We start from the raw sequence: 22,746 nt of genomic DNA on the forward strand, positions 1-22,746 counted from the left end.
CGACGCGGCTGCACGATACAGCGCCCTCTCCCACAACGGGCGAGGGCGCAGCAGCGGGCACCGACCCTCGGCTAGATCAGGAGCACGCTTTCCATACACTCAAACATCGACAACGACTGCGATGACCTCAACAAGGTGCAACGGCCTTGCGTCCTCACGACACCAGGACCCGCACGGCAGGCCGACTCACGCCCGCGCCAACTCGATGTCGTGGGTCTGCTTCGTCTCCGCGTCGTACACCCTGATCTGCAACATCGGAAACCGGCGCTTCAGGTCATGCGCGCCGTTGTGCGCGCCCTCTTTTGTCTTGAACTCGGTCTTGATCTGACCATCGACCACGACGGCATAGCCGGTCAGCGGAAGGTCTTTGCCGGATTTGTCTTGAGCAGGCTTGTTGTGAACAGACTTCTCTTGGGCAGACTTGAGCATTGCGAGCCGACGTCGATTCGTGAGTTGAAGGGGTGTCGAGACGCGATCTCTCCGCCTCGGACGACTCCGATGTAAGGTGAGTCTGTCGCGACGAGCAAGCGAAGACGTGTTCTTCACAAGCAGGACGATTACGGTTCAACCTGACGGCGCAGCGCCGGCCCGCGATGATCTCGGGATGTTCACTGCGAACGAGTCGCGCGAGTTCCAGATTTGCGAGCTTTCCGGACGCTCGGAGTCATGCTCGCCACCGCGAACGACGAGCGCTGTGGTCGCATGTCTCTCAGTGCCCGCAGCGCTCACCTCGCGCCGCCTCGAAGGCATAAGCCCGATTCCAGCGTGAGATGCGCGCTCCAACTGAGCGAGGTCACGCAAAATCCCGGCGCATCGAATGAATGACTCGGCATGACCGCCATGCGCGAATTGCCCGTCGTGCCAGTCTGCCGCAGATAAACCGCTTGCACCGTCGGGCAAATCGGGACGACATTTCGCGCATCCCGCCTCATGAAGAGGGGCGTGTCGCGAACGTCACGAGACGTGGAGTGCGGGATGCGATGGACGCGACGTGTCGCAGCGGGTGTCATGCCTGCGGACGAACGGCACGGCGCGGACGGCGAAATCGCATGGTCCTGGCGCCGCGACGCTGGCGTCAAGCTCGCGACGAGGTTTCAGCCTCACGCGGGTGACGGTGGCAAGACAGCCCGTTCACCGGGGAGATTGCGTATAAGCCGTAACACCGTCGCGCAGGGAAGGCCGGGATGCCTCGGCCGAACCTGTGGTTCCTGCCCCGTGCATTCTTTCCGCACGGGGGCCATGGGGGCGGCGAGCTCCCGGCCTTCCCTGCGCCCTCTCACTTGAAGAGGGTGACGTCATGCAAGCCTCGGGCGTAACCTGCGCCGCGAGATCGCGATGTGCTGTCCTGCTGTTTGTCAGTGTGAACCCCGATCCCCGTGAGATCACGGATGCCGCGCCCGCCGCCCGGTATCCCTGTCGGCGGCTCGGCGCAGATGAGCGGGAACCGTCAACAGCGGCCCGGCGGGGTTGACCCTCCATTTACCTCACGATCGGCCACAACACTCGCGTTGATGCAGATCAACATCCTCGCTGAGAACGCGCCGCCTACTCACAAGGCGTCCTAGCGAATCAGTCGTCGCTGTTGCCTCGTTCGGCGTCCCGCGAACGGTCCTTGTGCAGCATTCATCTTGTGCAGCATTCATGGAGAATCACATGAGCGAGATCGGCGTGACGGCTCTGGATCACACCGTCCAGGAAACCAACATCTGGCTGAAGGCCATCGAGCAGCGCCTCGCGCTCTCGAGCCGACAGCAGGCCTACAACGCGCTGCGCGCGGTGCTGCATGTGCTGCGCGACCGCCTGCCGATGGCGACCGCCGTGAACTTCGGCGCGCAGCTGCCGCTGCTCATTCGCGGCATCTACTACGAAGGCTGGCATCACGCGGCGACGCCGACCAAGGACCGCCATCTCGAATATTTCGTCGATGACATCTTCCGTCAGTTGCCGCCACAATTTCCGGTCGATCCGCTCAGGGCCGCACGCGGCATTTTCGAGATTCTCTGGGAGAAGCTCGACCCCGGCGAGTTCGACAAGCTGATGGGTCATTTGCCGGTGCCGTTGCGGAATCTGCGCGAGCCGGCGACCTGAAGGGGGGGCAAGCTCCTGAAAGGTGAGAAACAGCTCGCAACTCGCAACCAGCGTCCGACCTCAATGGGCAATCTGCCGATAAAGCGCGGGCAGTGCTGCAGGCAGTCGCCTGATGTTGCCGACGATGCCGTAGCCGCCGCGGCCGAACAGGGTGGGAAAATACGACTGCGCTGACGCATCGATGGTCACGCCGAACACCGCGACGCCGCCGCGCCGCGCCTCCAGCACCGCCTTGCGCGTGTCCTCGATCGCGAAACGTCCCTCATAGTGATCGACGTCGTTCGGCTTGCCGTCGGTCAGCACCAGCAGCAGACGCTTGCGCTCGGGTCGCTCGGCGAGCTCGCCGGCGGCGTGACGCACCGCCGTGCCGATGCGCGTGTAGTAGCCGGGCCTGAGCGCACCGATACGGCGCTCGACCCGCCCGCTCATCGGCTCGCCGAATGCCTTCACGGTCTCCAGGCGGACCCATGAGTTGCGCCGCGAGGTGAAGGTGAGAATGCTGTGGCTGTCGCCGCAGGCCGACAGCCCATGCGCCAGCACCAGCAGCGCCTCCTTCTCGACGTCGAGCACGCACACGCCGTCGATCCACGCATCGGTGGACAGGGAGACGTCCACCAGCAGGGTCACCGCGAGATCATGCGCGAGCGGGCGCATCGCCAGATGCACGCGATCAAGTCCGCCATGGCCGGCATTGAGATCGCTGCGCGCGCGCACCAGCGCGTCGATGTCGAGGTCGTGGCCGTCGGCCTGCGCGCGCATCACCTCATGACGCGGCCGCAAGGTCTCGAACCTGCGCCGTACGCTGCGGATGCGCCGACGCATCGCATCGTCCGGAGCCCACGCCTCGCCCGCCTCGGCGGCGTCGCCGGTCACGACGCGGCAATGGTCCGGCAGATAGGCGTCGCTGCGATAATTCCATTCGGGATACAGCCGGCCGCTGTCGAGCCGGGCCGTGTCCACCGCCTCGGGCGGCAGGTCGAGATCGAATTTCAGCTTGCTCGCCGGACGCCCCTTGCGCCTGGCGATCGCGAGCTCATCGAGATCGTCGGCGGCCTTGCGGGCATCGTCATCGTCGGTATCGTCGGAAGGGCGATCGACATTGACCATCTCCGCCATCGCCAGGATCTTCTCGAAGCGGTTGAGAATGAATGGATGGCGCTTGGCCGTGTCGTCGCGCTCGCGCCGCGCGAAGCGCTTGCGGGTGTCGGGTGCCCCCTCCTGCTCCGCGGGCGTCTGCGTCTCGTCGTCCTCGCGCGCCGCGGCAACGGCATCGCGGCTCCAGCAATCGCCCCATAGCGGACACGGCAGCATCGGCCGATAGCCGGGCGGGGCGGCCTCCGGCAACGCGCCCTTGGGCGGCGCGCCGACGCCGAGCAGCGCCATGACGATATGCTCGACCTGCTGCTCGAGCCGAGGCAGCGGCCGCCGCGGCCGCGCCGCAGCCAGCGCTTCGGCGAGTTGCGCATGCGTACGCGCCAGTCCCGGAAAGCGCGCCAGCACCAGCGAGGTCGTCTCACAGGCCCGGCGCAGCGCCAGCAGATCATGCCGCAGCGGATCGCGCTCCGCGATCGGCTCGACCGCCATGGTCGCGAACCACGCCGCGAGCCAGTGATAGAGCTGCGCATTGAGCGCGCGATCGGGCAGCAAAGCGATGGTCTCCGGCAGGAACACGGTGGCGCCGTCGCGCCCGGCCTGATCGAGGCATTCGTCGCCGAGGCCAATGCGCTGGCGCCAGCCGAGCCGATGGCCCGACTTGCGCGCCCTGGCTCCGGCGACCTGCACGCCGCTCTCGCCGCCCAGCGCGCGGAACATCACGGCGATGCGGCCGCTGATCTCGTTCAGCGCGACGGCCTGATCCGGATGGACCGGATAGCTCGAGGTCGTGCCGACCATGCGGTGCCAGGCGCGACCGACGGTCTCCTCCAGTTCGAGAAAGTCGAGCATGGCTCACCCGATCACGGCACGCGCGACCTCGCGCAAAGCGGCCTTGACGTCGGCGTCATCGGTGAGCGGCTCGATCATCGCGGCGAGCACGGCGTCGGCGACGGGCGTGCCAGCCGCAACCAGGGTTGCGCAATAGACCAGGAGCCGCGTGGAGACGCCCTCCTCCAGGTCATGGCCCTGCAGCGCGCGCAGCCGATGCGCGAGCGCCACCAGCGGCCGTACGCGCTCCGGCGGCAGCCCGCTCTCGGCGGCAACCACCGCGATCTCCTCCTCGGCGGGCAGGAAGCCGAATTCGATGGCGATGAAGCGCTGCCGCGTCGATGGCTTGAGCGCCTTGTGCAGCGACTGATAGCCAGGATTGTAGGACACCACGAGCATGAAACCGTCGGGCGCGGTCAGCTCCTCGCCGGTCCGCTCCAAGGGCAGGATCCGGCGGTCGTCGGTGAGGGGATGCAGCACCACGGTCACATCCTTGCGGGCCTCGACCACCTCGTCGAGATAGCAGATGCCGCCCTCGCGCACCGCGCGGGTCAGCGGGCCGTCGGTCCAGACGGTGTCACCGCCCTTGAGCAGATAGCGTCCGGTGAGATCGGCGGCGGTGAGGTCGTCGTGACAGGCCACCGTGTGCAGCGGCAGTTCCAGCCGCGCCGCCATGTGCGCGACGAAGCGGGTCTTGCCGCAGCCGGTCGGGCCCTTCAGGAGCACCGGCAGGCGATGCCGGAACGCATGCTCGAACAGCGCGCATTCATTGCCGGTCGGCGTGTACGAGGGAAACGACGGGGCGGTATCGATCGCGTGCAGCGCGGGCTTCATGATCACTCTCCGAATCGGGGGATGCGGGCGGCGGCATCGAGGCCGCCGCCTGCGGGATTTCACTCCGCCGGCTGCAGCGCGCCGGGGATCACGGGCTCCTTGGCGCGGCCGGGCACCAGCACGGCCCAGACGAACATCAGCGCCGCGATCGCCACGAACACACCGGAGCCGAGCCGCACCCAGTAGAACATCGCGAGCTGGTCCTGGACGTCCATGTAGCTCTGACCAAGCACCCGCTGCAGATGCACCTGGACGACGCCGGCGAAGGTCAGCGCGAAGGTCATCGTCATCATCGCCGTGCACATGATCCAGAAGCTCGCCATCGAGAGCCACTGATTGTAGGGCGCACGCTGGCGCAGTTGCGGCACGGCATAGGCCATTACGGCGAGGTTGAGCATCACATAGGCGCCGAAGAAGGCGAGGTGGCCGTGCGCAGCGGTGACCTGGGTGCCGTGGGTGTAATAGTTCACCGATGACAGCGTGTGCAGGAAGCCCCAGACGCCGGCGCCGAGAAAGGCCATCACCGAGCAGCCGACGGACCACAACAGCGCAGCGCGGTTCGGATGCTTGCGGCCGGCCTTCAAGGTCATCTGCACCGTGAAGATCACCATGGTGAAGAACGGCGCGACCTCGAGGGTGGAGAACAAGGAGCCGATCCACTGCCAGTAGCCGGGGGCGCCGATCCAGTAGAAATGATGGCCGGTGCCGAGGATGCCGGAGAACAGCGCGAGCCCGATGATCACGTAGAGCCACTTCTCGACCACCTCGCGGTCGATGCCGTTGAGCTTGATCATCAGGAAGGCCAGGATAGAGGCCATGATCAGCTCCCAGACCCCCTCGACCCAGAGATGGACGATGTACCACCAATACATCTTGTCGACGGCGAGATTGGCCGGATTGTAGAAGGCGAACAGGAAGAAGATCGCCACGCCCCACAGGCCGAACAGCAGGATGTTGGTTACCGTGGTCTTGCGGCCCTTAAGGGCTGTCATGGTGACGTTGAACAGGAACATCAGGCAAACGACGACGATGCCGACCTTGATGATGAAGGGCTGCTCGAGAAACTCGCGGCCCTCATGGTAGTGGAAGAGATAGCCGACGACGGCAGCCCCCGCCGCGCCGAAGAACATCCAGAACTGGATCTTGGCGAGCAGCGGGCTGTAGAGCTCGGTCTCGGTCTCCTCAGGCAGCAGAAAGTAGGTCGCCCCCATGAAGCCGATCAGCGACCACACGATCAGCGCGTTGGTGTGGATCATGCGGACGATGTTGAAGGGCAGCAGGACCGACAGCGTGTTCGGCAGCACGTAGATGGTGCCGGCGAGCAGGCCGAAAATGACCTGGGCGAGGAAGAGCGTCAGCGCGCCGTAGAAATACAGCATCGCGACCTTCTGGGTCTCATATCTCATCGCGGATCTCTCTCATGACGGGGGGCGGGATGCCGGCTCAGCCGGCCTTGTTCGGCGGCCAGTCCTGACGCTTGATCGTGTCGGCCCATTGCAGGAAGTCGGCGAGGTCGTTGAGCTCCTGGTCGGACAAATTGAACTGCGGCATCTGCCGGCGGCCGGGAGCGCCCGAGGGCTGCGACTGCATCCAGGATTTCAGCATCTCGCGCGCGGCGGCCGGGTCCTGTCTGCCGCCCCAGCGGTCCCAGACATTGCCGACCTCGGGCGCGAAATAGGCGCCCTCGCCGAGCAGGGTATGGCAATTGATGCAGGAGTTCTTCTCCCAGACGTGCTTGCCGCGTGCGACGCCGTCGGACAGCGTCGACGCATTGGTCGAGGTCGTGACCATGTAGTAGTGGCTGTGCGCTGTGAGCCCGAGGAAGATCGCAAAGAAGAAGGCCGAACCGCCGTAAAAGACGTTCCGCGCGGCCGACTTGGTCAGGCGTTCCGCCATGACACGTCCTTTCCGTTTGGTGAAGTTCGATGGTGTGAAAGCAATCTACCGGCAATGCCGAGGGGCTCTTTGTCGGAGCGCAACGAGCGCGGCGATGGCCGATCAGATGAGCGCGCGGATCGCGACCGCGAGCCCGGCAAGCGCAACGAGAGCCGCCAGCCACGTGGTGAGCAGGCCGCGCCACAGCGCGGGCGCATCGCGCAAGCCGAGAAAATCGAGCACGATCACCCTGCCCTTTGCCAATGCGAGCAGCAGTGCGGCCGCATCGACGAGCCATCGGCTCGGCAGCAGCAGCGACGCCGCAAGCGTCGCAATGGCAAGGACCAGCAGTTGAAGCCAGGCCCGATCGAGACGGTCACGGAACATGGCTCAACCGACCAGATAGAGGACCGGAAACATGACGATCCAAACCAGGTCGACCATGTGCCAGAAGGCGGTCCCGGTCTCGACGCCATTGGCGGTGGCGCCGCGGCCGACGACGGCCAGGATGACGATGCCGAGCAGAACATGCAGGAGGTGAAAGCCCGTCAGTAGGAAGTAGAGCGTGAAGAACGGTGATGTCTCCATGCCCGCGCCGGCGGCGATCTCGCCGCCATATTCCGTCAGCTTGACGGCGATGAAAACGGCACCCAGCAACATGGCGAGCCCGAGCCAGCGCCGGGCGCTCCCGGTCGAGGCGTGCCGCGCCGAAGCAGCAGCTCGCGCGGCGGCCCAGCCGCTGGTGACCAGCACGGCCGTGTTCACAGCGGCCAGGCGGCTATCGAGCATCGCCTGCCCGACCGCGAACATGACGGGGTTGAGGGCCCGCGCCACCACGAAACCGCCCAGCAGGAGGCCGAAGGCGACGAGCTCGCTGAGGATCAGCACCCACATCATGGCGTCGCCGGGCAGACCATCCAGCACGCCCCAACGTTCCTCCGGCTCCGGCTCACAAGCGAGCGCCGACATCCCTGCCTCCGAGTTGAACGTCGAGAGGCTAGTCGGACCGTCGGTTGGACTCTTTGTCGGCGCGCAAACAGCGGACCCGCGAGGCACGCTAAGAGCCGGCATCGTCAGGAGCAGATCCCATGACCGAAGCGCAGCTCGGCCTCCTCACCGCGACGCCGATCATCATCGTTTTTGCCGGCGCGCTGTGGCGCATGGGCGTGCTGTCGACCACGGGGACGGTGTCCGCGGTCGCGCTCTCCGTCGCGATCGCCTTGGTCCTGTTCACCACGCAATAACCTCGCCTGGAACCTTTGCCGTCCTCGCACGTCAGATCGTGCGGAGGTGCCGCATGGACGACAAGCGATTCGCAGAGCTGCTCGGAAACGCCGCCATCGGCGTCTGGGGCGACATGCCGCGCGACATCCAGGAGGCGCTGTTCGAGACGGCGATGCGCGGTCACGACGATCTGAGGCACGAGCTCGCCAAGCTGCTTCACGACCGGCATCCGCGTACGCAACATCCGCCGCGTCCAGCTTGAGCGGTCTCAGTCGGGATGATCATCAGCCCGGAACTGTGACGGCTCGTCGTAACCCTTGCGGCTGCTGTAGAACAACAGCACCATCAGCCCAATTCCCACGATGAGCGAAAACACCACGCCGAGCGTGAGCGCGATCCATCCTTCTCGCGGCATCGGATCGCCCGGCAGGGTCAGCCCCTGATAGGCGAAGACGATGGCGGCTGCGAGAATCAGCAGCAATGCGACGGTGATCGCGATCGGTCCTGCACGCATTGGCGATCGTGCTCCTGGCGGCGAGAACCAAGCCCGCCCGCGATCGTTCCTCGGCAATCCCGGTAATGGCGCACGGCGATAGTTCCGAAATGTGAGAACGGGTCGTCGCTTCGCCTGACCTTGCGCTGCCGCAATCACCGCGCTGCATCCAATCGCGGCATCATCTGCTCAAAGGATGACGCGCTCGCCCTCGGCCTGGTGCATGCCGCATGGCTGCTCCCGCCCGGGATCGCTAGGCGCCCGGGAACTTAGCTGATACCTCTATCGGCTTCCCATCGGCAGCAAAGGACAAGGACCGGAGATGGACAACCGCAGCGAGATCTGGCGCGGCGTCGACGCGATCAAGACCCGTTTCATCGAGCTCAGCGACCGGGTGTGGAGCATGCCCGAGGTCTGCTACACTGAGGCCCGCTCGTCCGCCGAACACCTCGCCGAGTTGAAGCACCAGGGTTTTCGCATCACCGAGAAGGTCGCGGGCATCCCGACCGCGCTGATGGGGGAATGGGGCGAAGGCGGCCCGATCATCGCCTTCATGGGCGAATACGACGCCCTGCCCGGCCTCAGCCAGGAGGCCGGCGTTGCGGAGCACCGTCCGGTCGAGACCGGCGGCCATGGCCACGGCTGCGGCCATAATCTCCTGGGCTCGGCGGCGCTGCTCGCGGCCACCGCCGTGAAGGACTGGCTCGCCGCCAACAAGGTTCCCGGTCGCGTGCGCTACTATGGCTGCCCGGCCGAGGAAGGCGGCGCCGCAAAAGCCTTCATGGTGCGCTCGGGCGTGTTCGAGGATGCCGACATCGCGATCACCTGGCATCCGTCGAGCTTCTGGGAAGTGGTGATGACGCCCTCTCTCGCCAACACGCGCGCGGACTTCATCTTCACCGGACGCACCTCGCATGCGGCCGCCTCGCCCCATCTCGGCCGCAGCGCGCTCGACGCGGTCGAGCTGATGAATGTCGGCGTCAACTACATGCGCGAGCACATGCCGAGCGACGCCCGCGTGCACTACGCGCTGCTGGACACCGGCGGCATCGCGCCCAACGTCGTGCAGGCGCATGCACGGGTGCGCTACTCGATCCGTGCCCGAGACCTGCCCGGCATGAACGAGCTGGTCGAGCGTGTGCACAAGATCGCACAAGGTGCGGCGCTGATGACCGAGACCAAGGTGGAGATGAAGATCATCTCCGCGGTCTCCAACATCCTGCCCAACACGCCGCTCGAAGAGGCGCTGTATGGGATCATGGAGGAGCTCGGCCCGCCGCATTTCGACGCGACCGACAAGGATTTCGCCGGACAGATCCAGGCGACCCTGACCGACAAGGACATTGCCTCGGTCTATTACAGCATCGGCTTGGACCCGACCGACAAGCCGCTGGCCGACTTCCTGGTGCCGCTCAATGCCAAGCGCAATCCGCAGATCGGCTCGACCGACGTCGGCGACGTCAGCTGGGTGGTGCCGACGGTGCAGGTGCATGCACCGACGGTAGCGATCGGCACGCCGTTCCACACCTGGCAGGTCGTCGCGCAAGGCAAGACGCCAGCCGCGCACAAGGCCATGGTGCAGGCTGCCAAGGCCATGGCCGGCCTGGGCATCAAGGCGCTCAACGAACCCGCCTTGATTGCAGCTGCCAAGGCCGACCTGAAAAAGCGGACGATGCGCACACCTTATGTCAGCCCGCTGCCTGCCGAAGTGGAGCCTCCGCTGATGATGTCGATCGCCTGAAACATCAACCTTGGGGGGGGAACACAATGGCGAAAACGGCAACAAAGAAGAAGCCGGCGGCGAAGACCGCCAAACCTGCTCCGAAGCGCGCGGCCGTGACCGCCACGGCCAACAAGAAGCCCGTGAAGGCCAAGCCGCAACACAGGCCACAAGCGAAGGCAGCCGCGCCAAGACCGCGGCTGCCGAAAGGACCGGTCTGGCAGTGGTCGGCGGTCGACACGGCAGCTGCGATCCGCGCCGGCGCGGTCTCCTCGGTCGAAGTGACCGAGGCGCATCTCGCGCGCATGCATGAGGTCAATCCGAAGCTCAATGCCGTCGTCGTCGATCTCTCCGAAGACGCCCTGAAGGCTGCGCGTGCGGCCGACAAGGCGCGCGACAAGAGCGGCCTGCTGCATGGCGTGCCGGTCACGATCAAGGAGAACGTCGACTACGAGGGGCGGCCGAATCCCAACGGCGTTCCATCGCAGATGGGGATCATCGCGCCGTCGGACGCCCCGGTCGTGCGCAACCTGAAGCAGGCCGGCGCGATCGTGCTCGGCCTCACCAACACGCCGGAATTCTCGTTCCGCGGCTTCACCGACAACCCGCTGCACGGGCTGACCTTGAACCCGTGGGATCCAGAGATCACCTGCGGCGGCTCGTCGGGCGGCGCCGGAGCCGCGGTCGCGGCGGGCATCGGCACCATCGCGCATGGCAACGACATCGGTGGGTCGCTGCGCTGGCCGGCGCATTGCAATGGCGTCGTGACCATCAAGCCGACGCAGGGCCGCATCCCCGCCTACAACGAGAGCGCTGCTGCCGAGCGGCCGATGCTCGCACATCTCATGTCGTCGCAGGGCCCGCTGGCGCGGAGCGTCGCCGACGTCCGGCTGGCGCTGGAGGTGATGAGCCGGCGCGATCCGCGCGATCCGTGGTGGGTGCCAGCGCCACTGGAAGGCGTGAAGCCCAAGCGGCCGGTCAAGGTCGCGCTCGCCAAGATCCCTGACGACATGGACGTCGATCCGTCCGTGCACGCGGCGCTGCGGCAGGCAGCGGATCATCTGGAGCGGTCGGGCTACCGGGTCAGCGAGGTCGAGGTCCCCGACATCTCCGGCGTCTGGCAAACCTGGTGCGACATCATCACCAACGAGGTGGTGGTGATGCAGGAAGCCAAGATGCTGGCCGTGACGTCGGAGGATTTCCACAAGGCCTGGGGCGGGATGCGCGCCAAGGCCGAGATGCTCGACCTTGCGGGCTGGATGAATGCGACCGCGCAGCGCTCGACGCATATCCGTGCCTGGCAGCTGTTCTTCGAGGACTACCCGATCGTGCTGGCGCCGACCACGGTCAAGCCGACGCCCGGTCCGCGCGACGACACCATCAGCCCCGAGCGTGTGCGCGAGATCTTCTTCAACGAGATCCGCTTCATCTCGGCGATCAACGTGCTCGGCCTGCCCGGCGCCGTCGTGCCGGTCACGGTCCACGACGGCAAGCCCATCGGCGTGCAGCTGATCGCCGGCCGCTATCGCGAGGACCTCGCGCTCGATGCCGCCGCAGCAATCGAGAAGCGTGCAGGAATGCCGGTGCGGCAGCTCTGGGAACGGATGGTTTAGTCCCGCTGCGGCCCGAGGATCGTGGTCCTCGGGCCGTCATGTTTCCGACACTGCCCGGCATCGATTGTCGAAAGTCGAACACTGACGCGCATCGCGTTCGCTCGAGATCGCCTCGGGTTGACGGGAACTGGCCGACCTGTCTATTTTGATGTATACGAATGGATATAGCTCGGCGTCGACACCGGCCCATGCGTCGGAACGGGACTTGCAATTCACCGAAACGAACCCGCCTCGGTGGATATGAACAAGGACAATGCGATGAGATCGACACGCTCCCTCACCGCCGCTCTGTGCGCGGCGGCCATTCTTCTGACCTGCGCGACTGCGTTCGCCGGCAGCGCCAACGTCGCCGTGGCCGCCAACTTCACCGAGCCCGCCAAGGAGATCGCGGCGCTGTTCAAGGCCAAGACCGGGCACGAACTGGTGATGAGCTTCGGCGCGTCCGGACAGTTCTACACCCAGATCAAGGAGAACGCGCCGTTCGCGATCCTGCTCTCCGCCGACGACGAACGGCCGAAGAAGCTGGTCGACGAGGGCCTCGGCGTCGCCGGGAGCCGTTTCACCTACGCCATCGGCAAGCTCGTGCTGTGGAGCAAGGACCCCAACGCGGTGAAAGGCGAGGAAACGCTGAAGGCGAACGCGTTCAACAAGCTGTCGATCGCCAATCCCACCGCGGCGCCCTATGGCGCCGCCGCGGTCGAGACGCTGAAGGCGCTGAAGCTCTATGAGACGATCCAGCCCAAGATCGTCCAGGGCAACACGATCTCGCAGGCGTACCAATTCGTCGACACCGGCAATGCCGAGCTCGGCTTCGTCGCGCTGTCGCAGCTGATGCCGAACGCCGGCGGCTCGCGCTGGCTGGTGCCGCAGAATCTCTACGGCGAGATCCGCCAGGATGCCGTGCTGCTGAAGGCGTCCGCCGGCAACGAGGCCGCCACCGCATTCATGGCCTTCCTCAAGACCCCGGCAGCCCGTGCGGTCATCGAAAAGTTCGGCTATGCTCTGGATCCGAAGTCGGGCACCTGAGCATTAGGATTCATGAACCTCCACGTCTCCGCCGATATCTGGCAACCGATCCGGCTGACGCTCGAACTGGCAGCGCTCGCGACGATCGTCCTGATGATCGTGGGCACGCCGATCGCATGGTGGCTGGCGCGGTCGCGGGCGTGGTGGAAGGAGGCGGTCGCGGCACTGGTGGCGATCCCACTGGTGCTGCCGCCGACCGTTCTCGGATTCTACCTGCTGGTCGTGCTCGGCCCCAGCGGTCCGGGCGGCGCTCTGGCTTCGCTCTGGGGAGCGCGCACGCTGGCCTTCACTTTTCCGGGCCTGGTGATCGGCTCGGTCCTGTTCTCGATGCCGTTCGTCGTCCAGCCGATCCGCAACGCCTTCGAGGCCATGGGCGAAAAACCGCTGGAAGCGGCCGCCACTCTGCGCGCCTCACCCTGGCGCGTGTTCTGGACCATCGCGGTGCCGCTGGCGAGCCCCGGATTTCTCACCGGCGCCATCCTCGGCTTCGCCCATACCGTCGGTGAGTTCGGCGTCGTGCTGATGATCGGCGGCAACATTCCCGGCAAGACCAAGGTGCTCTCGGTTGCGATCTACGACTATGTCGAGACCTCGCAATGGACCGAGGCCTCCGTGCTGGCGCTCGGCATGGTCGTGTTCTCGTTCTGCGTCATTCTGACGATGATGCTGATCGAGAAGAAGATGACGCGCAGCGCGTCATGAGCACGGTCAGGGTCAATTTCCACGGCACGCTCGGTCGCTTCGAGCTGAACGCGCGCTTCGAGGTTCCGGCGCGCGGCGTGACCGCGATCTTCGGTCCGTCCGGTTGCGGCAAGACCGCGGTCATGCGCTGCATTGCCGGCCTCAACCATCTCGCCGGCGGGCTGTGCTCCGTCGCCGGCGAGGTCTGGCAGGACGAAAAGCATTTTCGTCCCGTGCATCAGCGTCCGATCGGCTACGTCTTCCAGGAAGCCAATCTGTTTCCGCACCTCTCGGTCCGCCGCAACCTGATGTACGGCCATCCCGGCTCGAGCAGCGCAGCCGCGATCGGCTTCGACGAGGTCGTCGCGCTGCTCGGCCTTGGACGGCTGCTCGACCGCTCGCCGCGCCACCTGTCCGGCGGCGAGCGGCAGCGCGTCGCGATCGGCCGCGCGCTGCTCAGCCAACCGAAGCTGCTGCTGATGGACGAGCCGCTGTCGGCGCTCGACCAGATGACCAAGGATGAGATCCTGCCGTATCTGGAGCGGCTGCACGCCGCCCTCGACCTGCCGATCCTCTATATCAGCCACGACCTCGCTGAGGTCGAGCGGCTTGCCGATCAGCTGGTGCTGATGCGCAATGGCGCGGTCCTGGCTTCGGGCCCCTTGTCCGTGCTGCAGGCCGACCTGTCGCTGCCGCTCGCGCTGTCGCGCGACGCCGCCGTGAGCCTCGACGCCACCGTCACCGCCCAGGATACGGCCGATGGCATGGCGACACTCGAAGTCCCCGGCGGCCAGTTCCTGCTCCCGGCCGAGCCCCTCACGCCGGGGGCGCGCCGCCGCCTGCGCGTGCTCGCTGACGACGTCAGTCTCGCGCTGGAAACGCCGAGCCGCAGCACCATCGTCAACGTGCTCCGCGCCAGAATACTCGAGATCCGCAGCCAGTCGGACCACCGCGTCACGGCCTTGCTCGGACTCGGCGAGGATGGTCACGGCGCGCGGCTGCTGACGCGTGTCACCCAGCGCTCGTGGAACGAGCTCGGCCTGCGGGCGGGGCTTGCGGTCTATGCCCAGGTCAAGGGTGTCGCGCTCGTCCGCCGCGAAGAGCCTATCGCCTGAATCCAACACCTGGCATTCGGCAACATCGCGCGATGTTGCATACGTGACAATAGCCCCCTCATGTTATATCGTAAACAATACAACTTCGGATGAGACAAAGCGGCAGGCGCTTTGATTTCGTCAATGCAATGAACGAGTTGAGCGGCAGGACATCGTCTGGCCCGGTGCTTGCTACCTGGATCTCGCAACAAGAGGTCATCAGCATGAAAGCCGCCGTCACCCGGCATCCGAACGCGCCCAAGCCGCTTGCGCTGGTGCTGGGCACCAACGAGATCGCCTCCGCCGTCGCGGCCAAGCTCAATCATGCCCGCTTCGCGGTCGTACTATGCCATGACGCCTTCCCGCCGGTGATCCGGCGCGGCATGGCCTTCCATGATGTCCTGTTCGGCGAGACGCGCGACCTCGACGGCGTGATCGGCTCCCGCGCCGAGAGCATCGCCGATGTCGTGCGGATTCACCGTGAGCCAGACCAGGCCGCCGTGACCGGGATGCATCTGACCGACATCATCGCCTTCCGCTATCCGGCCGTCATCGTCGACGCCCGCATGCAAAAGCATCTGATGACGCCGGATCTGCGCGGCGTCGCCGGTATCGCCGTCGGCATCGGGCCGCGTTTCGCGATCGCGCACAATTGCGACGTCGCGATTGAGACTCATCCCCGCGAGACCGGCACGATCTTGGCCCATGGCACGACGCGCAATGCGGACGGCAAGGCACGCGATCTCGGCGGCGCCGGCCGCGAGCGTTTCGTCTATTCGGACCAGGAGGCCGTCTGGCACACCCCGCTCGACATCGGCACCCGGGTCTACAAGGGCCTGCAGCTCGGCTCGCTCGGCGGCACGCCGGTGCTCGCACCGCTCGACGGCGCGCTGCGCGGCATCGCCCGCGACGGCGTACGCGTGCCGGCCAACGTCAAGCTGCTCGAGATCGATCCGCGCGGCCGTCAAGCGGCCTGGACCGGCATGGACGAGCGCGGACAGGCCATCGCGGCGAGCGTCGTCGCGGCCCTTCACCAAATCATGCAAACCGGTCGGAAGGCGGGCCGCGTCTCCGCCAACGTATGAGGAGGACTGCCATGGGTGTCGCTGACGTCGGGACTTGTCAGATCGTGGCGCTGCAGGGCGCAGCGTCCAGCGTGATCCAGGAGATGCTCGGCGATTTCGCCAAGCATCTCTCGGAGAATGGCCTGCGTGTCTCCGGCGTGATCGAGAGCAGCGCCGACAAGGCCAGGCCGTGCAAGGCCATGATGCTGCGCAGCCTCGACGACGGCCGCGTGTTCGCGATCTCTCAGGATCTCGGCCCGGAGTCGCAGGCCTGCAATCTCGACCCGGAGGGCCTCGTGCTCGCCTGCGCCGCCGTGCAGCAGTCGATCTCGCGGGGCACCGACATCGTGATCCTCAGCAAGTTCGGCAAGCAGGAAGCGGCAGGAGGTGGCCTTGCCGATGCCTTCGGCTCCGCCATCGCAGCCGGCCTCCCGGTCATCACGGCGGTCTCACCGGCGATGATGGACGCGTGGACGCGCTTTGCCGGCGCGTTCGCCGAGCACGTTGACGCCGATATCGCGCGCCGGCCGGGCTGGATCGAGGCGCGGTACAGCCGCTGGGTGACATCGCGAGCCACCCGTGACATGGTTGGCTCTCAACGCGAGCGGATCGGAATGGGATGAAGCGCGAAGCTCAGATCGCATTGACCATCAACTTCGGCAATGGCGGCAGCCTGTGCCCGGAGGATCTGCTGCTGATCGATATCATCCGGAGGGAGCGCTCGATCCTCGGCGCCGCGCGCGCGAGCGGCATCTCCTACCGCAAATGCTGGCTGATGGTCGATGCGCTCAACCGCACCTTCGAGACGCCGGTGTTCGAGACTCATCCGGGGCGCCGGGGCGGCGGCGCGGAGATCACGCCGTTCGGCGAGCGGCTGATCGCGCTGTACCGCTCGATGGAGCGGCGCACGCGCACCGCAACGGCTGCCGCACTCGGCGAGCTGCAGAAGGCTACGGATCCCCGCTATCAGAAGCGGGCCAGCGGCGCGGCCGAGGCAGCTCCGAAGGCCGAACCGCGCCGGGTCCGATCGCGACGCTCTTGATCATCGCCCAGGCGGACAGATCCGGCTCCAGCGCCAGCCGCTCGACCGACTCCAGCGTCACCAGCGCATGCAGCCTGGTCGCGCCGAGATCGAAGGTAACGCGTACGTAAGGCGGCTCGAGCGGCAGGATCTGCTCGATCCGGCCCGGCAGCCGGTTGGTGATCGACACGTCCATCGGCCGCGACAGCGCGATCGAGACGTCGCGGGCCTCGATGGTCACCGAGACGCCGGCGTCGATCGCCGCGTCCACCATCGGCACGCGCAACTCGCCATCGGCAAAGAACAGCGTCGACATGCCATATTGCGGATCATGGCGCAGCACGCGCGCGGGAACCGTCGTGCTGAGAACGACGGACGAGGCTGAAGACGATGCAGACTGGCCGGTCATCGCGCAGCAGCCTCCACGGCCTCAAGGCCGGTCGTGATCATACAGCACGCGGACGCGGATCGTGCCTTCCACCGCGCGCAGCTCCGACAGCAGCGCCTCGCCCTCGCCGCCGACCACGTCGGTTTCGAGCACGACATAGCCGACCTCGGGATCGGTCTGAAGATATTGCGCGAGGATGTTGATATTGTGCCGCGCCACCGCCTCGTTGACCTGGCGCAGCACGCCCGGCACGTTGCGGTGGACATGGATGAAGCGCGTGCCGGTCGGGCGTGCCGGCAATTGTACCTGCGGGAAGTTGACGGCGCCGAAGGTCGAACCGACGTCGGAATAGTCGATCAGCTTGCGCGCGACCTCGCCACCAATTCGGTCCTGCGCCTCCTCGGTGGAGCCGCCGACATGCGGGGTCAGGATCACGTTGGGCAGGCCCTGCAGCGGCGAGACGAACGGATCGGCGTTCGATGCCGGCTCCGCCGGGAACACGTCGACCGCGGCGCCGGCGAGCTTGCCCTCGCGCAGCGCGCTGGCCAGCGCTTCGATGTCGACCACGGTGCCGCGCGAATTGTTGATCAGATAGGCCCCGTCCTTCATGTGACGGATCTGGCGCTCGCCGATCATGTTGGCGGTCGCCGGCGTCTCCGGCACGTGCAGCGACACGACGTCGCTCATCGCCAGCAGCTCATCAAGGCTCTCGACCGGCTCGGTGTTGCCGTGGCGGAGCTTGTCGGTGAGATCGAAGAAGATCACCCGCATGCCCATGGCCTCGGCGAGGTTCGACAGCTGCGAGCCGATGTTGCCATAGCCGATGATGCCGAGCGTCTTGCCGCGCACCTCTCGGCTGCCATTGGCCGACTTGTCCCAGCCGCCGGCATGCGCCGACACCGAGCGCGGGAAGATTCGGCGCATCAGCATCACGACTTCGGCGATCGTCAGCTCGGCGACGCTGCGGGTGTTCGAATAGGGCGCATTGAACACGGGGATGCCGAGCCGCTTCGCGGCATCGAGATCGACCTGGTTGGTGCCGACGGAGAAGCAGCCGACCACCATCAGCCGGTCGGCGGCCTGCAGCACGTCGGCGGTGAGATGCGTGCGCGAGCGAATGCCCAGCATGTGCACGCCCGACAGCATACGCTTCAACTCCGCCGAACCGAGCGCCTTCGGCAGCCGTTCGATTTCCGTATAGCCATTGGCCTCGAACATGCGGACGGCCGAGTCGTTCACGCCCTCTAGGAGCAGAACGCGGATCTTTTGCTTGGGCAGCGATAGCGGCATGGGCCTGGCCTGATTCAGTCGTGGATGTGGCGTAGTGTAGCGGTTGTTACAGTCGCGATGCGTTGAAACTTGGTGAATGCGACGCGGCAGGAACGCTTTCTGTCGCTTTCCCAGGGTCTTGTCCACTCCGCACCGGCATTTTGACCGGCGATGCAAAATCAGCGCCTGGCATACCTTCCGCACCGCACGGCCTGCACTGCAACAACCGGAGATCGCTGTTTTGGCTGCTGACAAACCATGCGAGCAGAGCTAGCCTTTCTTCCAATCACAAAATCATCGGGAGGTCAGCATGTCAGACGGGGTTGTCGAGACACGCGCGTCGGAGGTGTCGGCCGGTGAAACGCAGACGGTCGATGTCGCCGTCGTGGGTGCCGGATTTGCGGGGCTTTACCTGCTGCACCGCCTGCGCAAGGCGGGCTTCTCGACCGTGACGCTGGACACCGCAAACGACGTCGGCGGCACCTGGTACTGGAACCGGTATCCCGGCGCGCGCTGCGACATCCAGACCGTCGACTACAGCTACACCTTCGATCCCGAGCTCGAGAAGGCCTGGCAATGGTCGGAGAAATACGCCACCCAGCCGGAGATCCTGCGCTATCTCGGCTTCGTCGCCGACCGCTACGATCTGCGCCGCGACATCCGCTTCGGCACCCGCGTCCTCGGCGCCTCCTGGGATGATGCCAAGGAGCGCTGGCTGCTGACGACCGACAAGGGCCCCGCCGTCTCCTGCCGCCACTACATCATGGCGACCGGCTGCCTGTCGCAGCCGAAGCCGCCGGAAATCGACGGTGTGCACGACTTCAAGGGCGAGATCTACTTCACCAGCCGCTGGCCGCATGACGGCGTCGACCTCCGCGGCAAGCGCGTGGCCGTGATCGGCACCGGCTCCTCCGGCATCCAGTCGATCCCGATCATCGCCGAGCAGGCAGCGCAGCTCACGGTGTTCCAGCGCACGCCGAACTTCGCACTGCCTGCGCACAATGGTCCGCTCCCGGCCGATCGCGCCGCGCAGCTTGCAGAGGATCGCAACGGGCTGCGCCAGCAGGCGCGCTGGTCGATGACCGGCGTGCCGATTCCACCGGCCACCGAGTTCAGCTGGCAGATGAGCGAGGCCGAGCGCCGCGAGCGCTTCGAGAAGCTGTGGGCCTCTGGCGACCTCGTCGGCATGCTGACGCAGCTCTGGGCCGACCAGGGCGTCGACCCCGACGGCAACGCACTGCTCGCCGATCTCATCCGCGAGAAGATCCACGAGATCGTCAAGGATCCCGAGACCGCCGCAGCGCTCACGCCCCATGACCATCCGTTCGGCGCCAAACGCCCCTGCCTCGACACCAACTACTATCAGACGTTCAATCGCCCCAACGTCACGCTGGTCAATCTGCGCCAGGAGCCGATCACATCCATCACCGCTGATGGCATCAAGACCGACAGGCGCAGCTTCGACATCGACGTCATCGTGTTCGCGACCGGCTTCGACGCCATGACCGGTGCGATCCGCGCCGTGCATCCGATCACCGGGCGCGGCGGCAAATCACTTGAGGATGTCTGGGCCAACGGACCGCAAACCTATCTCGGACTCACGGTCGCGGACTTTCCCAATCTGTTTCTGATCACGGGTCCCGGCAGCCCGTCAGTGCTGTCGAACATGGCGGTCTCGATCGAGCAGCATGTCGACTGGGTGGTCGACCGTCTCATCGCCCTTCGCGAGGACGGCTTCACCACCATTGAGCCCACGGAGACCGCGCAGGCCGGCTGGGCGCGCCACATGGCAGACTGCGCGACCGTGACGCTGCATCGGCTCGCCAACACCTGGTACACCGGCGCCAACGTGCCGGGCAAGCCGCAGACGCTGATGCCTTACACCGGCGGCGTCGGCCCCTATCGCGGCATCTGCAACGAGATCGTCAGCCGCGGCATGCTCGGCTTCAAGCTGTCAGGTCCGAACGGCGCGTCCCAATGCAATGACGGCGAGATCGTGCGGCTGCAGCCGGATGTCCGGCTGGTGCTGAACATGCTGGCCGAGATGAACCTGCCGCCGATCGAATCGATGGGCGCGGCCGGCGCCCGTGAATTCGTCGCGCAGTTCAACGCGACGAGGCCGCCTGGACGTCCCGTTGGCGAAGTCAAGGATGGCACATTGCAGGGCGCTGACGGTCCCCTGGCCTACCGGCTCTATCGTCCGGCGACGCCCGGCCCGCATCCGATCGTGGTGTACTTCCATGGCGGCGGCTGGGTCCTCGGCGACGAGCAGTCGGACGATCCGTTCTGCCGCGACATGTGCCGCCGGTCCAACATGATTTTCGTCAGCGTGAACTATCGCCATGCGCCCGAGCACCGCTTCCCGGCGGCGGCTGAGGACGGCTATGCGGCGACGCGCTGGGTGGCCGACCACGCCGCCGAGCTCGGCGGACGCGAGGGACCGGTGCTGGTGGCAGGCTGGAGCGCCGGCGGCAACATCGCGGCGGTCACCTGCCAGCTCGCGCGAGATCGCGGCGGGCCTGATATCGGCGGCCAGCTGCTGCTGTGCCCGGCCACCGACTGCAGCTTCGATCGTCCGTCCTACACGGACAATGCGACCGGCTACTTCCTGACGCGGTCGCTGATCTACTGGTTCTGGGACATCTACTGCTCGCCGGCGGATCGCACCGATCCGCGCGCATCGCCGTTGCGGGGCAAGCTGCAGAGCCTGCCGCCGGCCTACATCGTCACCTGCGAGTTCGATCCGCTGCGCGACGAGGGGATTGCCTATGCGGAAGCCCTCGCCGCCGCGGGCGTGCCGGTCGGACAGCTCAAGGCGCACGGCCACTTCCATTCGTCGTTCATGATGGTCGACGTCGTCATCACCGGCGTCGGCGGCCGCATGCGGATGGCGGAGGCGCTGCAGGCGTTCACCCAGTCTGCAGAAGAAGGCGAATCGCTGGAGATCAACGCCGCCGCGAGCTGACCAGCGGAGGCTGCGGCCGAGCAGTATCGCAACGGCCCGCAGCCTTGCGGGCCGTTGCTGCGACGCGCAGCTTGCGTCGGATCGCCCACGCTGTCACCGAGACGACGAGCCACGCCGTCGCTGCGGCGACGAAGGCGGTCGCGACGCTTAGCTGAACCAGCGTGGAGAATACGGCCGCGAACGCCAGCATGCCGAGGCTGCCGAGCACCGCGCCTACGGTGTCGAGCGCAGCCGCTTCGCGTCCGCGCCGCTCGCCGAAGAATCCCTGTTGGCGCTTGCGCCTGATCTCGTGCGCCTCGATCAGGGTGACGCTGGCGCAGAAGATGGCGGGCAATGCCAGGAAGAGGCCGCCGATCGCAGGACCGAAGGCCTTGGCAATGAGCCCCGCGGCGACTGTCGCGGCGCCGCCCAGCGCGAAGCGGATGACGTATTCGTGCCACTTGCCGTCCTTCAGCGCCGAGGGCGAGATGCGGATCAGCATCACGCGCCTCCGGAGAAGACCGCCTGGAGTCCGAGCGCCGCCACCAGCCAGACGACCGTCGCGAGCAGGCTCGCAGTCAACGCGCGCAGATGCAGCCGCATCAGCAGTTGGCACACGATCATGCTGTAGAGACAGAGCGCGACGGCGCCGAACATCATCGAACGGCTCTGGACCGCCGCGTAGGCGGCGTCATGTGTGACGATCGCAATGCCAAGCGTCGCCAGCGCAACCGAGGGCGCGGCTCCGAACAATCCGGCAAAGCTCTTCGGACGCAGCCCGTCGCCAATCATCGCGAATGCCGAAACGATGACGCCGCCGATCAGGAAGCGGATGATGTATTCGGTCATGTCCGGCTTGCTCCCGGTGGTTCGTAGCCGGTCCACGGGCGCAAGCTGCGCTCGAGGGCAGCGCCGAGCATGAATCCGACAACGACGTCGCTGGCCCAATGCGCAAGCAGCATCACGCGCGTGATGCTGAGCCCGACGGCAGCACTCCTCACCGCAATCCTTGCGCGTGCCGGCAGCGGACCGGCGGCGGAGTAGAGCGCACCCATGTGCAGCGCATGTCCCGAGGGAAAGGCGTCCTGTGCATGGCCGGACGGCGCCACGCCGTGGAGATGGCCGCGCAAGGTGGTGCGATCCGGCCGGTCTGATCGAAGATGGCCTTCAAGGCATGCGGCAGAGCCGAAGCCGCAACCGTGACCAGCAATGCATGAGTGGTCGTCGCGCGAACGCGGCTGCTTTGGCCGCGCGTCACCAGCCAAGCCACCGATGTCAGGGCCAACCACACCTTCTCGTCCGCCCCCCACGCGAGGCCGCGTGCGAGCTTTTGCAGCCACGGTTCCGTGGTTCGTGCAGCTACGTCCGCAATGATGCGGTCCGTCTTGGTCGGCTCGACGTGGATGGCCGTGGCGGAACTTTGCTTGCGAAAGGGCACCGAAATTGCCGGTGTGATCTTCTTCCCGATGGCGCGGATCATGGCACTTGC

26 protein-coding genes are annotated in these 22,746 nt (G+C 66.2%); 12 read left to right on the forward strand and 14 right to left on the reverse strand.

Features of this window, described 5'->3' with window-relative positions:
- Positions 1-186: 186 nt before the first annotated feature.
- Positions 187-429: a hypothetical protein gene (locus tag QX070_RS18910; protein WP_315738505.1), complete on the reverse strand. Its 243-nt coding sequence runs from the start codon at positions 427-429 to the stop codon at positions 187-189.
- Positions 430-1,653: 1,224 nt separating this feature from the next.
- Here QX070_RS18910 and QX070_RS18915 point away from each other — a divergent pair.
- Positions 1,654-2,088 carry a DUF2267 domain-containing protein gene (locus QX070_RS18915; protein ID WP_315738506.1) on the forward strand — a complete coding sequence of 145 codons (435 nt, stop codon included), beginning with the start codon at positions 1,654-1,656 and terminating at the stop codon, positions 2,086-2,088.
- Between the two features lie 60 nt (positions 2,089-2,148).
- Here the strand turns inward: QX070_RS18915 and QX070_RS18920 are convergent, their stop codons facing one another.
- The 6 genes from QX070_RS18920 to QX070_RS18945 all read right to left on the reverse strand — a co-directional run bounded on the left by QX070_RS18920 (position 2,149) and on the right by QX070_RS18945 (position 7,689).
- Positions 2,149-4,032, reverse strand: coding sequence for a nitric oxide reductase activation protein NorD (locus QX070_RS18920; protein WP_315738507.1), 1,884 nt, complete (start codon positions 4,030-4,032; stop codon positions 2,149-2,151).
- 3 nt (positions 4,033-4,035) lie between these two features.
- The gene (locus QX070_RS18925) at positions 4,036-4,845 is read right to left on the reverse strand and encodes a CbbQ/NirQ/NorQ/GpvN family protein (RefSeq protein ID WP_315738508.1); all 810 of its coding nucleotides are present in this window, start codon (positions 4,843-4,845) and stop codon (positions 4,036-4,038) included.
- A gap of 59 nt (positions 4,846-4,904) precedes the next feature.
- Entirely contained in the window at positions 4,905-6,251 is a 1,347-nt protein-coding gene (locus tag QX070_RS18930; RefSeq protein ID WP_315738509.1) for a cbb3-type cytochrome c oxidase subunit I, read from the reverse strand.
- Positions 6,252-6,288: 37 nt separating this feature from the next.
- Complete coding sequence (locus tag QX070_RS18935) at positions 6,289-6,741, reverse strand: cytochrome c (RefSeq protein WP_315738510.1); 453 nt, start codon at positions 6,739-6,741, stop codon at positions 6,289-6,291.
- A 102-nt stretch (positions 6,742-6,843) separates the two neighbouring features.
- The gene (locus tag QX070_RS18940) at positions 6,844-7,107 is read right to left on the reverse strand and encodes a cytochrome C oxidase subunit IV family protein (RefSeq protein WP_315738511.1); all 264 of its coding nucleotides are present in this window, start codon (positions 7,105-7,107) and stop codon (positions 6,844-6,846) included.
- A 3-nt stretch (positions 7,108-7,110) separates the two neighbouring features.
- Positions 7,111-7,689 carry a cytochrome c oxidase subunit 3 family protein gene (locus QX070_RS18945; protein ID WP_315738512.1) on the reverse strand — a complete coding sequence of 193 codons (579 nt, stop codon included), beginning with the start codon at positions 7,687-7,689 and terminating at the stop codon, positions 7,111-7,113.
- Positions 7,690-7,808: 119 nt separating this feature from the next.
- On the opposite strand from QX070_RS18945, the gene QX070_RS18950 reads away from it, so the two are divergent.
- Together QX070_RS18950 and QX070_RS18955 are read left to right on the forward strand one after the other, a co-directional pair.
- The gene (locus QX070_RS18950; protein ID WP_315738513.1) at positions 7,809-7,964 is read left to right on the forward strand and encodes a hypothetical protein; all 156 of its coding nucleotides are present in this window, start codon (positions 7,809-7,811) and stop codon (positions 7,962-7,964) included.
- Between the two features lie 53 nt (positions 7,965-8,017).
- Positions 8,018-8,206 carry a hypothetical protein gene (locus QX070_RS18955; RefSeq protein WP_315738514.1) on the forward strand — a complete coding sequence of 63 codons (189 nt, stop codon included), beginning with the start codon at positions 8,018-8,020 and terminating at the stop codon, positions 8,204-8,206.
- A 6-nt stretch (positions 8,207-8,212) separates the two neighbouring features.
- Here QX070_RS18955 and QX070_RS18960 read toward each other — a convergent pair whose 3' ends face one another.
- The gene (locus QX070_RS18960; protein WP_315738515.1) at positions 8,213-8,458 is read right to left on the reverse strand and encodes a hypothetical protein; all 246 of its coding nucleotides are present in this window, start codon (positions 8,456-8,458) and stop codon (positions 8,213-8,215) included.
- A gap of 301 nt (positions 8,459-8,759) precedes the next feature.
- Here QX070_RS18960 and QX070_RS18965 point away from each other — a divergent pair, with 301 nt between their 5' ends.
- The 8 genes from QX070_RS18965 to QX070_RS19000 all read left to right on the forward strand — a co-directional run bounded on the left by QX070_RS18965 (position 8,760) and on the right by QX070_RS19000 (position 16,677).
- A complete protein-coding gene (locus tag QX070_RS18965; RefSeq protein ID WP_315738516.1) occupies positions 8,760-10,178 on the forward strand; it encodes a M20 family metallopeptidase in 1,419 nt (472 codons plus the stop codon).
- A 26-nt stretch (positions 10,179-10,204) separates the two neighbouring features.
- Positions 10,205-11,770, forward strand: a complete 1,566-nt coding sequence (locus QX070_RS18970) for an amidase family protein (RefSeq protein ID WP_315738517.1) — start codon at positions 10,205-10,207, stop codon at positions 11,768-11,770.
- A gap of 258 nt (positions 11,771-12,028) precedes the next feature.
- Positions 12,029-12,796, forward strand: a complete 768-nt coding sequence (gene modA, locus QX070_RS18975) for a molybdate ABC transporter substrate-binding protein (RefSeq protein ID WP_315738518.1) — start codon at positions 12,029-12,031, stop codon at positions 12,794-12,796.
- 12 nt (positions 12,797-12,808) lie between these two features.
- Positions 12,809-13,498, forward strand: a complete 690-nt coding sequence (modB, locus tag QX070_RS18980; protein ID WP_315738519.1) for a molybdate ABC transporter permease subunit — start codon at positions 12,809-12,811, stop codon at positions 13,496-13,498.
- On the forward strand, positions 13,495-14,592 hold the full coding sequence (modC, locus tag QX070_RS18985) for a molybdenum ABC transporter ATP-binding protein (RefSeq protein ID WP_315738520.1): 1,098 nt from the start codon (positions 13,495-13,497) through the stop codon (positions 14,590-14,592). Before modB ends, modC begins: the two co-directional genes overlap by 4 nt.
- A 203-nt stretch (positions 14,593-14,795) precedes the next feature.
- Positions 14,796-15,656 (forward strand): xanthine dehydrogenase, encoded by an 861-nt coding sequence (locus QX070_RS18990; protein ID WP_315738521.1) that lies wholly within the window; start codon positions 14,796-14,798, stop codon positions 15,654-15,656.
- An 11-nt stretch (positions 15,657-15,667) separates the two neighbouring features.
- Complete coding sequence (locus QX070_RS18995) at positions 15,668-16,258, forward strand: DUF2478 domain-containing protein (protein WP_315738522.1); 591 nt, start codon at positions 15,668-15,670, stop codon at positions 16,256-16,258.
- A complete protein-coding gene (locus QX070_RS19000) occupies positions 16,255-16,677 on the forward strand; it encodes a LysR family transcriptional regulator (RefSeq protein WP_315738523.1) in 423 nt (140 codons plus the stop codon). The genes QX070_RS18995 and QX070_RS19000 overlap by 4 nt, the downstream gene beginning before the upstream one ends.
- On the opposite strand, the gene QX070_RS19005 is transcribed toward QX070_RS19000, so the two are convergent.
- A complete protein-coding gene (locus QX070_RS19005) occupies positions 16,586-17,065 on the reverse strand; it encodes a TOBE domain-containing protein (RefSeq protein WP_315738524.1) in 480 nt (159 codons plus the stop codon). The genes QX070_RS19000 and QX070_RS19005 overlap by 92 nt on opposite strands.
- A 21-nt stretch (positions 17,066-17,086) precedes the next feature.
- The gene (serA, locus tag QX070_RS19010; RefSeq protein WP_315738525.1) at positions 17,087-18,334 is read right to left on the reverse strand and encodes a phosphoglycerate dehydrogenase; all 1,248 of its coding nucleotides are present in this window, start codon (positions 18,332-18,334) and stop codon (positions 17,087-17,089) included.
- A 289-nt stretch (positions 18,335-18,623) separates the two neighbouring features.
- Between serA and QX070_RS19015 the strand changes: the two genes are divergently transcribed.
- Positions 18,624-21,278 (forward strand): flavin-containing monooxygenase, encoded by a 2,655-nt coding sequence (locus QX070_RS19015; RefSeq protein ID WP_315738526.1) that lies wholly within the window; start codon positions 18,624-18,626, stop codon positions 21,276-21,278.
- Here the strand turns inward: QX070_RS19015 and QX070_RS19020 are convergent.
- From QX070_RS19020 to QX070_RS19035, 4 genes are read right to left on the reverse strand one after another with little or no spacing between them, the layout of a single operon-like run.
- Complete coding sequence (locus QX070_RS19020; RefSeq protein ID WP_315738527.1) at positions 21,259-21,759, reverse strand: DUF3147 family protein; 501 nt, start codon at positions 21,757-21,759, stop codon at positions 21,259-21,261. The two genes, QX070_RS19015 and QX070_RS19020, sit on opposite strands and share 20 nt — an antisense overlap.
- On the reverse strand, positions 21,759-22,106 hold the full coding sequence (locus QX070_RS19025; RefSeq protein ID WP_315738528.1) for a DUF3147 family protein: 348 nt from the start codon (positions 22,104-22,106) through the stop codon (positions 21,759-21,761). The genes QX070_RS19020 and QX070_RS19025 overlap by 1 nt, the downstream gene beginning before the upstream one ends.
- Positions 22,103-22,366 (reverse strand): phosphatase PAP2 family protein, encoded by a 264-nt coding sequence (locus tag QX070_RS19030; protein ID WP_315738729.1) that lies wholly within the window; start codon positions 22,364-22,366, stop codon positions 22,103-22,105. Before QX070_RS19030 ends, QX070_RS19025 begins: the two co-directional genes overlap by 4 nt.
- Positions 22,255-22,737, reverse strand: coding sequence for a hypothetical protein (locus tag QX070_RS19035; protein ID WP_315738746.1), 483 nt, complete (start codon positions 22,735-22,737; stop codon positions 22,255-22,257). Before QX070_RS19035 ends, QX070_RS19030 begins: the two co-directional genes overlap by 112 nt.
- Between the last annotated feature and the right edge of the window lie 9 nt (positions 22,738-22,746).

The organism is Bradyrhizobium sp. SZCCHNR1093 (assembly GCF_032381175.1).
In the GTDB taxonomy this organism is placed as follows: domain Bacteria; phylum Pseudomonadota; class Alphaproteobacteria; order Rhizobiales; family Xanthobacteraceae; genus Bradyrhizobium.